The sequence below is a fragment of the Roseobacter sp. S87 genome, assembly GCF_055693285.1.
Genome location: NZ_JBVFTR010000004.1, coordinates 206,637 through 220,185 on the forward strand (window position 1 = coordinate 206,637; position 13,549 = coordinate 220,185).

Sequence of the window (13,549 nt, forward strand, 5' to 3'; positions counted from 1 at the left end):
GGACCCTCAGATCAGGGGCTGGCGGTTTGACTTACTTTGATCAGGGTATCCAGGATCAGAGCGGCGGGGTCAAGGTTCACCGCGCGGCCGTGGCGTGCCCGCGCCCCGGTTTCCTGAGCGGTTTCCGCCCAGGCCCGGCCTTTGCAGGGCGAGGGGGCCAGCCGCTTCAGAACCTCGGCCTCACCGGGGACTACTTCGGTCACTGGCGGGTGTCCGGTCGCCCCGGTCAGTGCAAGGCGGGACAGCAGCAGATCGAGCAGTTCAAAAAGCAGGTCCCGTCTGGCCTCAGCGCCGCGGGCCGCCGCCGCCTCTGCGAGTTTGACAGCCCGGCCTCTGTCCAGCTGTGGCAGGTTCTTCAGGATCGCCAGCAGCTCAGCATAGAGCGCAGGTCCGCCCAGAAGCGAAAGACGCAGGGCGGTGCCAACGGATCCACCCGACAGGGCGGACAAAGCATCGGTTCCGGCATTGTCGTCCGCGCCCGCCTGGCTGAGGGCCTGCGCCATGTCTTCAGGGGACAGGGTGCCGAGGCGCAGCGTCCGGCATCTAGAGCGGATCGTCGGCAAAAGTCGCGAGGGCTGGTGGCTAATCAGAAGCAGGGTTGCCCGCTCCGGCGGTTCTTCCAGCATTTTGAGCAGGGCATTGGCCGCAGAGGTGTTCAGCTCATCCGCCGCGTCCACGATCACGACACGCCGCCCGCCGTCGGCGGCGGAAAGCTGAAAGAACCCGGCCAGTGCGCGGATGTCGTCGACGACAATCTCTTCGCGCATCCGGTCAGTCTTTGGATTTGCCGTGCGGGTAATAACTTTCAGCCCCGGTTCCGCCCCCGCTGAAATCCGTCGTGACACGGGGTGTTCCGGGTCAATGTCCAGGGTTTCGGGCACGGGCGGAGCACCGAACAGTCCGTCATTCTGCAGGGGCGGTGTCGCCAGCAGAAACCGCGCGATGGCCCACGCCAGTGTGGCCTTACCCACCCCGCGCGGCCCGGTCAGCAGCCAGCCGTGATGCAGCCTGCCGGATGCAAAGGCATCCAGAAATGCAGCAGCGGCGGCATCCTGTCCGAAAATCCGTGCAGTATCGCGTGGGTGTGGTGCGCCCTCAATCTGATCAGGTGCGCTCATGCCAGGGCCTGATCCACGGTTGCCGCAATATCTGCCGCAACAGCGTCGATATCCCGTGCACCATCAATAATGCGGAAGCGGTCGTGGAATTCGTCTGCCAATGCCAGAAAACCAGCGCGCATCGCAGCCTGGAGTTCCTCGCCAAAGGCTTCAAACCGCTCATCAGCCGTTTGGCGGGACAGCGCCCGGGAAAGACCCGTTGCCGGGTCCATATCGATCAGAATGGTCAGATCCGGCTCCCGCCCGATCATAAGCTTGTGCAGCTGATCCACGACGGGTCGCAGGTCCCCGCGGGACATGCCCTGGTACATACGGGTACTGTCCGCAAACCGGTCACACAACACAATTTTGCCGCTGGCCAGAGCAGGCTCGATCAGGCGCTCCATGTGGTCACGGCGCGCTGCCGTAAACAACAGGATCTCCGTCTCCGCTGACCAGCGGTCCGGATCGCCCTGCAGCACCAGCGCGCGGATTTCTTCTGCACCGGTTGAGCCTCCCGGCTCGCGCGTTACAATAACATCGCGACCGGCAGCGCGCAGATGCGATGCAAGCCGGTCAATCTGTGTCGATTTACCGGAACCGTCGATGCCTTCGAATGTGATAAAGCAGCCTGACCCGCGCGCGGGAGTTGTCACGTTGCGTCCCCGGGTCCTTCGATGAGGCGGTTGATCAGCAGCAGTGCCGCTGTGCTCATCCGGCTGACAAAACCACCGGGTCCGATGTCACGGTCGGCAACCAGCGGAATGCGTTTCTCCGGCAGGCCTTCGGGCGTGAAAACAAGTTCTGCGAGTTGCTGCCCTTTGGTGACCGGTGCTTCAACCGGGCCGGTAAAGACCACTTCTGCCTCAAGTTCACTTGCCGCGAGAGCCGGCATCAGAACACTGATATCTTCCGCAGCAACCAGGCCAACTTTGGGCTCACTGCCCATCCAGACATCTGCATCTGCGAATTTCTGACCTTCGCTGATCATGGGACGCATTGTGAACTGGCGGAATGCCCAGTTCACAATGGCCTGCGATTCCTGGGCCCGTGCGGCACTGGATTCGATGCCGGAGACTACAAAAATCACGCGGCGGTCACCCTGTTTTGCGGAGCCGGTCAGGCCATAACCTGCCTCCTGTGTGTGTCCGGTTTTCAGGCCATCCGCACCGATGTTCATCGTCAGCAGCGGGTTGCGGTTCAGCCGGTTGCTCGGGACGCGGTTGTCAAATTCAAACTCGGTTTCCGCAAAGAGCGGGTAAAACTCGGGGAAATCCTCGATCAGGCGGTGGGCGAGCAGACCAAGGTCACGCATGGACATCAGGTGCCCGGGTGCGGGCCACCCATTGGAATTGGTGAAAGTGGAATTGGTCATGCCCATCTGCTGCGCGCGCTGCGTCATCAGCCTGGCAAAACCGTATTCTGTGCCATCGGGAGACAGTGCTTCGGCGATCACGACGCATGCGTCATTGCCTGACAGGACAATAATGCCTCGGATCAGATCCTCGACGCTGACACTCTCGCCGGAGCGCAGGAACATGCTGGAGCCGCCGTAAGATTGTGCGTGCTCCGAGACAGGAAGAAGCTCATTGAGATCCAGACCGCCATCCGATTTGCCCCGGCGGATGGCTTCAAAAGCCATGTAGAGCGTCATCAGTTTTGACATTGACGCAGGTGGCAGCGGGACGTCGGCGTTCTTGGCCAGCAGCACGGTGCCTGTCGTCTGATCGATCACAAAGGCTTCGCGTGCCTGAGTTTCAAAGGCGAGCGCGTGAACCGGCGCCAGCAAAAGTGAAAAAATCAAGGGTGCAAGACGGATCACTGTGGTGTCTCCTGCTTTGGCTTAGTTTGATACGGCAAAGGCATCGGTGAACCCGGCGGCTTTTACCTTTTCCAGCATAGTGTTGCGTTCCGCTTCGGAGGCTGCAGGGCCCACAACGACACGCCAGAGGCTCTTGTCTTCCCGTTTAAGCTCGCTTGCCCGTGCGGTCAGTCCGGCATCGCCCAACTGCTTGACTGCGCGATCGGCATTTTCTGCAGAACTCAGCGTGGCCGCCTGAAGAAACGGGCGGTTCAGTGATGATGAGGGCAGCGTGGATTCGGGCAGTGCAGAACTGGTGACCGGTGCTGCCGCTGCGCTGCTGGCCACTTCCCGGGCAGTATCGGCCGCAGGCTCTGCTGCTGCATCGGCCTCGCCAAGAGCGGCTGTGGCAAGCGCAATCGGATCTGCGCCACCGCTTGCCTCGTCGGTTGCTGCAGCACTGCTGATCTCTTCGGCTGACAGTGTTGACGCTGCGGTGTCCGCCGCCAACTGCGTTTCGACTTCTGTATCGACGGCTTCCGGTTCTACAGGTTGTTCGATGACTTCACGGCGCAGCGCTGTTACGTCCAGCTCCGTCGGCGCGCCCGCAAGAATGTCCAGCGCGGATGCTGCGTCTGATGAAAGTTGCAGCCGGGGTCCTGGAACCTCACGTTCGCGCCTGAAAAGCGCACCCACAACGAATTGTCCGTTTTCGGTGTTCCGGATGATGACGCGCTCCGGGGCGTCGGCGTCCGGATGGGCAACCCAGACACCACCGAGCGACGGGCGACCGTCCCACAGGCCTTCTTCGCGTGCTGCGAAAACTTCGGGTGCTTCAACATCCTGTTCGGTTGTCTCTCCCGTTGCCGGTATGGCGGCTGACGCCTCTGTCGGCGCTGGCTTCAGGCTTTCGAGATTGAAGGCGCCTGTCTCATCGCAGGCGGAGAGGGCCAGTGCCGCAACCATTGCGGTGGCAGCCCGGCATGCGGGTGAAAAAATCCGGACACGCAACTGATCGTCATTCGGGTCGTCCTTGCCTGTGAGCCGACATACGGCATATCTGCTGTGCCCTTGTTCCGGGCTTTTGCGCATATCCTAGCCCGAGTTGTGCCGCGTGGAAAGGTTTTGCGCAGGTTCCAGGCGATAATCCTCTCCGCATTTTCGGGCTGATACACTCCTGAGCGGACCCGATCGCCAAAAAGGCAGGTGCGGAGGGTGTCTGCTCTTGCGCAATCCGGCTGCTTCGGCCAAAAGCGCAGGGCCAGTCATTCCGGAGGAGTGGCAGAGTGGTCGAATGCACCGGTCTTGAAAACCGGCGTGCGTGAAAGCGTACCGTGGGTTCGAATCCCACCTCCTCCGCCATTGTCCCGGCACATTTTTTGGTGACCGGTAATGAAGGTTTGGCGCACGTTGCACTCATCTCGTGCACAGAAAATCCGGTTTCAGCCCGAATACTTCTGTGACGCTATGGCCAGATCAATCAGCTCTGCCATCGAACCCGCCTGCATTTTCTCGAGAATACGTGCCCTGTGATGATCCACCGTGCGCGGACTGATGCGCAGCTCGCGCGCAATTTCCTTGCTTGTGATGTTGGCTGGGTTTGCGACGACCATGTCGACGATTTCGCGCTCCCGGGTGGTCAGCGTATCCAGCATCGCACTGGCCCGCGCGGCTTTGTCCCGCGCGTCACTGCTTGCTGAGCTGATTGTCAGCGCCTGCCTGATGCGCTCGACCAGCACATCCGTCCGGAACGGTTTTTCCAGAAAATCCAGGGCGCCGGCCTTCATGGCCAGCACGGATTCAGGGATGCCGCCGTGACCTGTAATAAAGATGATGGGCAATGCACGGCTTTCGGCGACGAGCTTTTTCTGAAGCTCAAGACCGTTCATTCCCGCCATGCCGTAGTCCAGTACGATGCACCCCGAACGCTCATCACTGAAACCTTCCAGAAACTCATGGGCGGACGCGAAGGTTTCTACACTAAACCCCCGCGTGGTCAGAGAGCGGCTCAGGGACGAACGAATGTCTTCGTCGTCATCCACAATGAAAACTACGTCATTCTCCATCGTCATTGCTCCACCACCGGAACTGTAAAACAGAAACGTGCGCCACCCTGTTCAGTCGTCTCGTGCCACATCTCACCGCCACCTGCCTCTACTATAGAGCGGCAGATGGACAGTCCCAGCCCCATTCCGTCGGCTTTTGTGGTTTCGAACTGGGAAAAGAGATCAATGCCCGGGTCGACACCCGGGCCTGTGTCTTCGACTGAAACCCGGACAAATCCCTCCAGTACGTCCGAAGAAATGCAGATGTCCTTCTGCGGCGTGCCGGAATCTGCCATGGCCTCAATCGCGTTTCGCAACAGGTTGACGATGACCTGCGCCATCTGAATGCGGATACCCTGAACCTGTGGGAGGTCGGGCTGTGACACGCGGATACTGACGCCGTGCTCTGTGGCTTCGGCCTGAACCAGATGAAGCGTCTGTCCGATCAGTTCTTCAAGGTCAAAAGGCGTTTTCCATTCCTCGCCCTTCCGCGCAAAGCCCCGCAGAGCTTTGATGATGTCAGCGGCCCGGTGTGCCTGCTGGTCCAGATCCTGGAGGATTTGCGTGAGCTCCCTGTCATGGTCTGCGTTTTCACTGACCGTCATCAAAGCCGCATCCGCATTCTGGGTGATGGCGGTCAGAGGCTGGTTCAGCTCATGCGCCAGGCTGGCTGCCATCTGCCCCAGCAGTTTCCCGCGCGCAAGATGCGACAGATCGCGGTTCAGTTTTTCGATCTGTTTCTGAGAGTCCTTCGTTTCGGTTATGTCGTTTACGGTCGCCACAATATGCAGGGGCTGGCCGGCATCGTCATGGATGACGATGGCATTGATCCGGATCCAGATCATCTGTCCGTCTTTGCGCCTGCAGGTCTGTTCAATGCTGGAATCGCCGTTTGCCAGAGTTTCAGAGACGATGTCGGAAAAGGTCTCCGGATCGTCCGGTGCAAAAAGATCTGCTGCATTCATGTCCAGCAATTCGTTCGCTGTGAACCCGGTGATGCTCGCGAACTTGGGGTTCACCCGGATGAAGCGCCCGGTATCGGGCGCAATCTGCACCATGCCGCGCGAGGAGAGCTCAAAGGTCTGACCGTATTCGTACTCAGCCGACTTGCGCTGCCTGATCTCGGCCGTGAGAGTCTCGTTGGCCTGTTCCAGTTCCTTGTAGGTCTTTGGCATAGGCTCGGACGGATCGATTTCCCCCTGAGAGATCAGAGCGGCGCGTACCGCAAATGCCCGCACCGGACGGTTGATGAATGTCGCCAGCATGAGGCCGATAATGCCGGTGATGGCCGACACCAGCGCTGCGACCCAAAGATTTCGGGTGCGGTTCTCAACAATTGCGCCGACAAAGTCAGAAACCGGCGCATATACAGCGATCGTCCAGGGCAGTTGTTCGCTGATGGTGGGCATAATTGTAGAGACATAATCAGCGCCCATGTAGCTGAAGAGGGCATATCGTTCTTCCTCGAAGCGCACGGCCTCCATCTGTGACAGATCGCCGAAAGCGGCCTGTGCAATGTCGTCTTCAATCTCCTCAATCCCGGCAAAACGGAACGTGCCATCAGAGTTCACAGCTTTCAGAAGGTTTGGTCTCGGATGTGCGATAACGTCGCCGTTCTGGTTGACGATCAGTGCTGTGCCGTTTTCGCCAATCTTGAGCTCCGACAGGAACTCGGACAATTCGCTGATCTCGATGTCGACGCCGACAACACCTTTTACGCCACCGTCCTCTGACACAACGGGTACGGCGATTGTGATCCCGGGGTTCTGCGAGCTGAAGAATATATAGGGGTCGGTCCAGACCATGCTGCGCTGTGCTTCTGCGCGCCGGTACCAGGGGCGTTCGCGCGGGTCGAAAGTGTCGGTCGGATCTTCGATCTGCGCCTCAACACCATAATCCTGATTGCGCCAGATCAGTTCTATCCGGCGGTCAGACCCGTTGCGGGTGATGATCTTGGAGCGGAACGGCGCCGGTTGTTCGCTGTGTTTCACATAGACAAAGTTGCCATCTTCGTCGCCATAGAAAAGGCCCGCGAGGTGTGGAGCCGTCTGCAGTTGCTGAAAGAGCAGCCTTTCCAGAAGCTCCTGGTTCTCGCTCGCAACAATCCGGTTCTCGGCAATGCGCGCGGCAAGTTCGGCCGCTCCCTGTGCTGGCCCAAGAAAACCTTTGGAATGCGCGATTGTGTTCGAGCCGACGTCCCGTAACAGGCTGCGGGCATGGTCCAGCAGAACCCGTTCGGACGTCAGGTACGACGACGACATAACGATAATGATCGCGACAAATTGCAGGCCGGCAAGGCACAATGCGAGAACAAGACCCAAAGATGTTTTCATTTCAGGTTTCTCCGATGCTCCTTTCCGGTTTGCCACACTGCAGGTAAATGTGTCTGCGCGCGGTCGCTGATCCTGGCATTATTCCCGGGCATTAAACAATACCCGGAAGCGGTATAGGCAATTCTACCTAGGTAATGACACGAACTTACACTTATGCACGTGCTGGAGCACACTGTGTACGTTCAAAGTCATTAGTTGCGAACTAAGTTCGTTCGAAGTTTGGTGAGTGTTTAAGGCTCGTACCGGCCTGCCTGGGCGTAGCGTCGTATCCCGACGCGGGCTTCTGAAATATTATTAAGTGGGCCGTTTAAGATCAGCGCCGCATCGGGCAAGAGATTGCCCTGATGCGGCGTTTTTTTGGGGGAAGGCGTGCGTTGGGGCGCCCGGGTCCGGCAACGGCCGCAGCATCGTTTTGCGGCCTGGGCCGCTGGGCCCACTGCGCTGTGGCAGAGGAATGGCCCGGCGGATCGCGTTGTTTCAGGGGCGGGGCAGGTTTCTGCCGGGGTGTCCCTGCCGGTTCCTGAGGGTCATCCGTATGCTGACCCTTTTCAGGGTCAGGCAAAGAGTGTCGGCGACCGGTACCGGAACCGGCTGCGCGCCGAGATCAGCTGGGTGTCGCATGAAGTGCCATCCGTGAAACAGGTGTCAGCCGGGGGATCAGCATCGGAACGTTCTGCTGGTAGTTCCGGTATCTGTCGCCGAACTCTTTGACGAGGGACCTTTCCTCAAACCACAGGCCGATCATAACGTAGGTCGCCATCAGAGCGGCGAACAGCAGGTGCCCTGCGGTCATAACTGGTGTTCCGAAGACCACCATAATCACCCCAAGCTGCATCGGATGACGCACGAACCGATAGAGAAAAGGAACCCGGAATTCGGGAGTGGGCATAGGTCGTTCTTTGTGCGCCGACCAGATCTGGCGCAGGCCGAAGAGCTCAAAATGGTCGATCAGGAAGGTCGAAACGAGCACGAGGGCGACCCCGAGACCGCAGATCCCGTACGCAATCCACGTGCCAGCACCACTCGCTTCCCAGATCGTTGCCGGGACGGGCTGCCATTGCCACATGGCCAGCGCAAGAAACAGGGCCGACTGCAGCACATAGGTGCTGCGTTCAGCATCCGCAGGAATGATGGTGGTCCACCATTTTTTGAACCGGCCACGCGCCATCAGGCTGTGAAAAAAGCCGAAGAGGAAAATCAGACCGGTGTTCATCGCAAGAGCCGCGATCACAGGCACAGCATCGCCGTCGTTAATTGCCTTCGGCACAGGCAGGCTCAGCAGAAATCCGATCATGTAAAGAAAAGAGACATTAAAAAGAATGTATGCAGTGACGCCGTAAATGACGAGGCCGGGACGTTTCACAAGGGGCTCCTGGTTATCCCGAACACGCATCATCCGGAATGGACAGATACGCTCGGGTGTTGGGCGACTCACCCCTACGCCAGGACGGCAGGCCGTTTCTGTGATCGTCTTCACGCAGCGTGAAAAAACCAGGCATCGTGATCCGCTAAGTCCCGGGTTTTGGGTCGCAGACAGATTCTGTCTGCGCGCCGGGGCAGGGGAGGCAGGTTCCGGTTGGTCAGCCGGGCCCTTTCAGCGCCGCCACCATTCTTGCGACTTCGCGTGTCGATGTCTGCTGCCGTCCGCCAACCGGATCGAAATCAGAAAAAGCCGGATCGCCTGGCACAGGTTCATGGCAGGAGGCGTGAACCTCATCAGCGCCTGTACGCTCAAGCACCGACCGGACATTTTCTGGTGTCAGGCCGCAGCCGGGCATCACCGACATTTGCCCATCTGACCGCCTGACCATTTCCCTGATCAGGTCGGCGCCATCAGGGGCCAGAGGTTGCGCGCCCGACGAAAGAACCCGATCAAACCCGAGCGACATTGCCTGATCGAGTGCAGCAAGCGGATCGGGCACAACATCTATGACCCGGTGAAGGGTTTTCCCCATCGGCCCTGCGGCCTCAATGAGCTGACGCAAAATGGGCAGATCAAGGCCGCCTGCCGCATTCTGTACGCCCAGCACGACACCGGCCAGACCCGCGTCGCGCGCGGCCCGGATATCAGCGAGCATGATACGGACCTCCACGTCGGAAAACCGGAAAAGGCCGCTTCGGGGTCTGATCATTGCAAAACACGGCACCACAAGCTGCGCTGCTGCCTGCATGAGGCCTGCTGAAGGTGTAAGGCCGCCTTCCGACAGTGAGGAGCAAAGCTCTATGCGGGCGGCCCCGCCAGCAACCGCACTGCAGGCCCCTTCGTATGTGTCCACACAGACTTCGAGTTGTGCCATTGCAGCAGCTTTCTAAACTTTGTCCGCCAGAGGTTGCCCGAGGGCATCCACAGTATGTTGTACGAGGCCGCTCAGATCCTGCCTGATCCGGATCACTTCACTGATCCGGGTCGCATTGGGGCGCAGGCTGCATCCGTGAATACGGCACAGTCCGGCGGGCGTGGTTGTGGCTGCCGCAAGCGCCTGGTCCAGCGGCACCCCAACCTGGTTGACCAGAACAGATACCGCCTTTGTCAGATCAAGATCCGCACCCGCAAGCGTTCCATCCGACAGCCTGAGCTGGCCGTCCCGACGCAGAATGCTGCGCCCGTTCAGCAGAAAGGCGTCTGTGTCAGTTCCCGCGACAGCCATGGCATCGCTGACGAGAAACAGTTTTCCGGGGCCTTGTTTTGACTGCCAGGCGATACGGATGACATCCGAATGCACATGAATGCCGTCTGCGATCAGGCCCGCGGAAGCCTCGCCATACGTCAGAGCAGCGCCCGCCAGTCCGGGCTCACGGTTGCCGATCTGGCTCATGGCGTTGAACAGATGCGTGGCACAGCGCGCCCCGGCTTTGAAAAACCTGATGCAGGTGGCGAAATCAGCATCCGTGTGGCCCAGAGAAACCAGCACCCCGGCGCGGGCAAGCGCGGTCACCTGATCTTCTGTCACGTTCTCGGGGGCTATGGTCACTTTCAGGACCGGCAGCTTACCGGCCGTTTCCAGCAGAAGGTCCAGGTCGTCCGCTTCCATCGGGCGGATCAGGGCCGGATCGTGGGCCCCCTTTCGCGCCACTGACAGATGCGGCCCCTCCAGATGCAGCCCGGCGATGCCGGGGATCTTTTCCTCAACGGCTGCGCATGCCGCATCAATTGCCCCTTGTGTGATGTCACGCGTGTCAGTGATCAGCGTTGGCAGCAGATGCGTCACGCCCAGCCACCGGTGTGCCTGCGCCATGCGGCGCAAAGTATCGGTGGTCGGGGCATCGTTGAACATCAGCCCGTCGCCGCCGTTGACCTGAATGTCGGTATAACCCGGGCTCAGGATATCGCCGTCAAGGTCAATCACGTACGCGCCCGGATCATCCTCCGGGGCAGTCACTATGCCGGACAGAACACCATCCGAGAAACGGACAGCCGCACCATCATGCAGCTGTGATCCGTCGAAAATCCGGCCGTTGCGGAATATCACCGTCTGCGCTGTCATACGGTTTCGGTCACTTTGTTGAGGTGCCGCGGCGTGTCAGGGTTGATCCCCCGTTTTGTGGCTACGTTTTCAACCATGCCGTAAAAGGAGACAATTGCGGAAATCGGATCGGTCAGCCAGTGTGCGGTGCGCACGTGGGGCAATTGCCGCGCGCGCCGCGCACCGCGGGCGAGGGTAAAGACCTGCGCGCCCTTGTCTGCCAGCGCGTCAGCTGTTTGCGCCACGTTTTCCTCCGCCGCATCGCCCGCGGCAAAGGCGATAACGGGAAAACTGCGGTCCACGATTGAAACCGGACCATGCATCACCTCTGCAGAGGAATAGCTTTCGGCGTGGATCAGGCAGGTTTCCTTGAATTTCAGCGCGGCCTCGTTGGAGATGGCCCAGGATGGGCCGCGGCCAAGTGTAAAGAGCGATGACCCGTCGATGCTGTCCGCGGCTTCGGACCAGTCACATGCTGTTGCATTGCTCAGATGACCGGGAAGGGCACGTACGGCAGAAATCAGGTCATTGTCCTGTCTGATCTCCGCCATAAGCCAGAGACCAGCCACCAGTGAGGTCACGAAGGTCTTTGTCGCCGCAACGCTCAGTTCGGGACCGGCATGGATTGGCAGCTTTCTGTCTGCCACGCCTGCCAGTCTTGAGCCGGGGTCGTTTGTGATGGCAACGGTCAGGGCGCCATTTGCAGCGAGGCTTTCCGTCATCCGGACGATGTCAGGGCTCTGACCGGACTGGGACACCGAAATACAAAGCGTGCCAGGCACCGCAAGATCAGTTCCGTAGACTGATTTTACAGATGGCCCGACGGACGCCATGGGTCGTTTCAGGAGGAGTTCACTGACATATTTAAGGTACGTGCAGGCGTGATCTGATGAGCCGCGCGCCACGGACAGAAAAAACGAAGGGTCTGCTTCCCGTGCCGCACCTGCGGCCTTTTCGACATCAGACTGTCCACGCGACAGCAGGCGTTCTAACGCGTCAGGAATTTCCAGAATTTCCGAACGCATACGGGTCGTGTCGGAGGTCATAGCATCAGGCCTTTCAAAGACGGAGTTCGGCAACGAAGTCATAGGCATCCCCTCGGTAGATCGAGCGCGTCAGTTCCGCGACGCGTCCGCTTTCCAGAAACGAGGTGCGCTCAATGGACAGCCCTGCTGCGCCCTCGACAACACCGAGAAGTCCGGCCTCTGTAGCGCCGAGGTTGATGGCGGAAATTTTCTGGATTGCGCGCACCGGGCGCTGTCCCAGTTGTCCAAGCACCTCATAAAGAGAGGTTTTGACGTCCAGCGGGTTTGGCAGAATGTCGAGCGGTAAAGACGCACGCTCAAGCGCCATCGGCTGCCCCCCTGCTTCGCGCAGGCGGTAGATGCGGGCCACCTCATCCCCTTCCGCCAGGCTGAGCGCGCTGGCTTCCCGCGCGTTCGGGGCAAAAACGCCGCGTTCCAGCCATTTCGACGTGGTTTCCATGCCGCGCCGAGACATATCTTCGGTAAAAGAGCTCAGGCGCGAGAGTGACTGTTCCACGCGCGAAACGGCCTCCCGCACGAATGTTCCCGAGCCCTGGCGCTGCTCCAGCACGCCTTCGCGGACAAGTTCCTGGATCGCTTTTCGTACTGTGACACGCGAAAGCTCTGTCACATCCGCCAGTTCCCGCTCCGGCGGCAGCGAGGAATTCGGGGGCAGAACGCCGGAGCCGATGCCCTGTTCCAGGCGCCGGCGCAGCTGAACATATCGGGGGCCTCCGCCATCGGTCAGCCAGCTTTCAGGACGCAGAAATTCTACTGAATTCATGCGGTGACCTCCGATGCCAGATCCATTGCCAGTGACAGGGCCCCCTCCAGCGGCGTGCTTTTCGGTACCGTGATACAATGGCGCATCTGTTCAGGCAGGTGTCGGGCGAAAAACGGTCCGATGCCGCCGGTCAGGCACACCGGTGTATCCGCGCGCCATCCAAGATCTGTCAGTTTTTGCGCAATGTGCTCTGCACCTTTTAGGATAACGCGCAGGCCATTTTCGTCTCCGTCGGCAGCTGCGGACGTAACCAGCTTCGCAAGCTCACCCAGATCTGCCGGTGCGGCTTCGCGGGCAAACCGGACAATGCCGGCGGCATCTCCGAAATGCGCGAGAAGTTCGTTCGTCAGCGCGGAGTCCCCTGCGATGCCATCTGTTGTATCGAGGGTAGCGCTCAGTGCCAGCCTGCCGATCCATTGTGCCGAGGCTTCATCGCCCAGCACCGGCCCCCAGCCTCCTGCGAACCTTGCTGCGCGATCCTGCTGAACGCCGAAAAAGGATCCGGTGCCGCAGTGCACGAGGAACCCGTCGCCGACACCCAAAGCGCCGCGCAGGGCAGCGGGCCTGTCGTCGTCTGTTCTGATTGTACGGAATGGCAAAGCTGCGCGTATCCTGTCGGCGATTTCCGGTCCGGTGACGCCGGCGAGACCCACGAAAGCGGGTGTATCGCTTATGCTGTCCATTGATATGCCGGTGCGTTTCGCAAGCGCATCAATGCCGCTCAGAATTTCCCTGACGCCGCCTGAAAAATCAGTGGAAACGTTGGCGGGCCCGGTCTCGACAGACGTGACTGTTCCATCGGCGACAAGCGCAACCCGGCAGTGCGTTCCGCCGCCATCTATGGCCAGTGCCTGTCTGGTGTGTCGCAAATCCATAAACATACCATTACAATACCTATCAGTCTTATGAAAGACCTAATTCAGACCAAATGCCCGAATTTTCGGCAAAAAAGCTATTAAAATGTTGAGTGAAGAAAAGAATGGACAATAGGTATTAAATA

The 13,549-nt window shown here is 59.5% G+C and carries 12 protein-coding genes and 1 tRNA gene; 1 reads left to right on the forward strand and 12 read right to left on the reverse strand.

The window, feature by feature from the left end; translation table 11 throughout:
- Positions 1-11: 11 nt before the first annotated feature.
- Genes ACZ1HA_RS01900 through ACZ1HA_RS01915 form a run of 4 tightly spaced genes read right to left on the reverse strand, consistent with a single transcriptional unit; the run spans position 12 to position 3,864 of the window.
- On the reverse strand, positions 12-1,118 hold the full coding sequence (locus ACZ1HA_RS01900; protein ID WP_472712643.1) for a DNA polymerase III subunit delta': 1,107 nt from the start codon (positions 1,116-1,118) through the stop codon (positions 12-14).
- A complete protein-coding gene (gene tmk / locus ACZ1HA_RS01905; protein WP_472712644.1) occupies positions 1,115-1,753 on the reverse strand; it encodes a dTMP kinase in 639 nt (212 codons plus the stop codon). Before tmk ends, ACZ1HA_RS01900 begins: the two co-directional genes overlap by 4 nt.
- Complete coding sequence (locus ACZ1HA_RS01910; RefSeq protein ID WP_375228583.1) at positions 1,750-2,919, reverse strand: D-alanyl-D-alanine carboxypeptidase family protein; 1,170 nt, start codon at positions 2,917-2,919, stop codon at positions 1,750-1,752. The genes tmk and ACZ1HA_RS01910 overlap by 4 nt, the downstream gene beginning before the upstream one ends.
- A 21-nt stretch (positions 2,920-2,940) precedes the next feature.
- On the reverse strand, positions 2,941-3,864 hold the full coding sequence (locus ACZ1HA_RS01915) for an SPOR domain-containing protein (protein ID WP_472712645.1): 924 nt from the start codon (positions 3,862-3,864) through the stop codon (positions 2,941-2,943).
- A gap of 306 nt (positions 3,865-4,170) precedes the next feature.
- On the opposite strand from ACZ1HA_RS01915, the gene ACZ1HA_RS01920 reads away from it, so the two are divergent.
- Positions 4,171-4,260 (forward strand) — tRNA-Ser (locus ACZ1HA_RS01920).
- Positions 4,261-4,340: 80 nt separating this feature from the next.
- Here ACZ1HA_RS01920 and ACZ1HA_RS01925 read toward each other — a convergent pair.
- The 8 genes from ACZ1HA_RS01925 to ACZ1HA_RS01960 form a co-directional block, all read right to left on the reverse strand.
- On the reverse strand, positions 4,341-4,964 hold the full coding sequence (locus tag ACZ1HA_RS01925; protein ID WP_472712646.1) for a response regulator transcription factor: 624 nt from the start codon (positions 4,962-4,964) through the stop codon (positions 4,341-4,343).
- A gap of 2 nt (positions 4,965-4,966) precedes the next feature.
- Entirely contained in the window at positions 4,967-7,276 is a 2,310-nt protein-coding gene (locus ACZ1HA_RS01930) for a cache domain-containing protein (RefSeq protein ID WP_472712647.1), read from the reverse strand.
- Positions 7,277-7,880: 604 nt separating this feature from the next.
- Positions 7,881-8,639, reverse strand: coding sequence for a methanethiol S-methyltransferase (gene mddA / locus ACZ1HA_RS01935; RefSeq protein WP_472712648.1), 759 nt, complete (start codon positions 8,637-8,639; stop codon positions 7,881-7,883).
- A gap of 217 nt (positions 8,640-8,856) precedes the next feature.
- Positions 8,857-9,573: a copper homeostasis protein CutC gene (locus ACZ1HA_RS01940; RefSeq protein ID WP_472712649.1), complete on the reverse strand. Its 717-nt coding sequence runs from the start codon at positions 9,571-9,573 to the stop codon at positions 8,857-8,859.
- A 12-nt stretch (positions 9,574-9,585) separates the two neighbouring features.
- On the reverse strand, positions 9,586-10,761 hold the full coding sequence (nagA, locus tag ACZ1HA_RS01945) for an N-acetylglucosamine-6-phosphate deacetylase (RefSeq protein WP_472712650.1): 1,176 nt from the start codon (positions 10,759-10,761) through the stop codon (positions 9,586-9,588).
- Positions 10,758-11,786 carry an SIS domain-containing protein gene (locus tag ACZ1HA_RS01950; protein WP_472712651.1) on the reverse strand — a complete coding sequence of 343 codons (1,029 nt, stop codon included), beginning with the start codon at positions 11,784-11,786 and terminating at the stop codon, positions 10,758-10,760. Before ACZ1HA_RS01950 ends, nagA begins: the two co-directional genes overlap by 4 nt.
- Positions 11,787-11,799: 13 nt before the next feature.
- Complete coding sequence (locus tag ACZ1HA_RS01955; protein ID WP_472712652.1) at positions 11,800-12,549, reverse strand: GntR family transcriptional regulator; 750 nt, start codon at positions 12,547-12,549, stop codon at positions 11,800-11,802.
- The gene (locus ACZ1HA_RS01960; RefSeq protein WP_472712653.1) at positions 12,546-13,424 is read right to left on the reverse strand and encodes a glucosamine kinase nucleotide-binding domain-containing protein; all 879 of its coding nucleotides are present in this window, start codon (positions 13,422-13,424) and stop codon (positions 12,546-12,548) included. Before ACZ1HA_RS01960 ends, ACZ1HA_RS01955 begins: the two co-directional genes overlap by 4 nt.
- Positions 13,425-13,549: the final 125 nt, after the last annotated feature.

What these genes read in the sequence shown, in the direction of transcription:
- ACZ1HA_RS01900 (WP_472712643.1), bottom strand. Translation starts at nt 1,118, where the DNA reads ATGAGCGCACCTGATCAGATTGAGGGCGCACCACACCCACGCGATACT.
- ACZ1HA_RS01915 (WP_472712645.1), bottom strand. Translation starts at nt 3,864, where the DNA reads ATGGTTGCGGCACTGGCCCTCTCCGCCTGCGATGAGACAGGCGCCTTC.
- ACZ1HA_RS01925 (WP_472712646.1), bottom strand. Translation starts at nt 4,964, where the DNA reads ATGGAGAATGACGTAGTTTTCATTGTGGATGACGACGAAGACATTCGT.
- ACZ1HA_RS01930 (WP_472712647.1), bottom strand. Translation starts at nt 7,276, where the DNA reads ATGAAAACATCTTTGGGTCTTGTTCTCGCATTGTGCCTTGCCGGCCTG.
- ACZ1HA_RS01940 (WP_472712649.1), bottom strand. Translation starts at nt 9,573, where the DNA reads ATGGCACAACTCGAAGTCTGTGTGGACACATACGAAGGGGCCTGCAGT.
- nagA (WP_472712650.1), bottom strand. Translation starts at nt 10,761, where the DNA reads ATGACAGCGCAGACGGTGATATTCCGCAACGGCCGGATTTTCGACGGA.
- ACZ1HA_RS01950 (WP_472712651.1), bottom strand. Translation starts at nt 11,786, where the DNA reads ATGACCTCCGACACGACCCGTATGCGTTCGGAAATTCTGGAAATTCCT.
- ACZ1HA_RS01955 (WP_472712652.1), bottom strand. Translation starts at nt 12,549, where the DNA reads ATGAATTCAGTAGAATTTCTGCGTCCTGAAAGCTGGCTGACCGATGGC.
- ACZ1HA_RS01960 (WP_472712653.1), bottom strand. Translation starts at nt 13,424, where the DNA reads ATGGATTTGCGACACACCAGACAGGCACTGGCCATAGATGGCGGCGGA.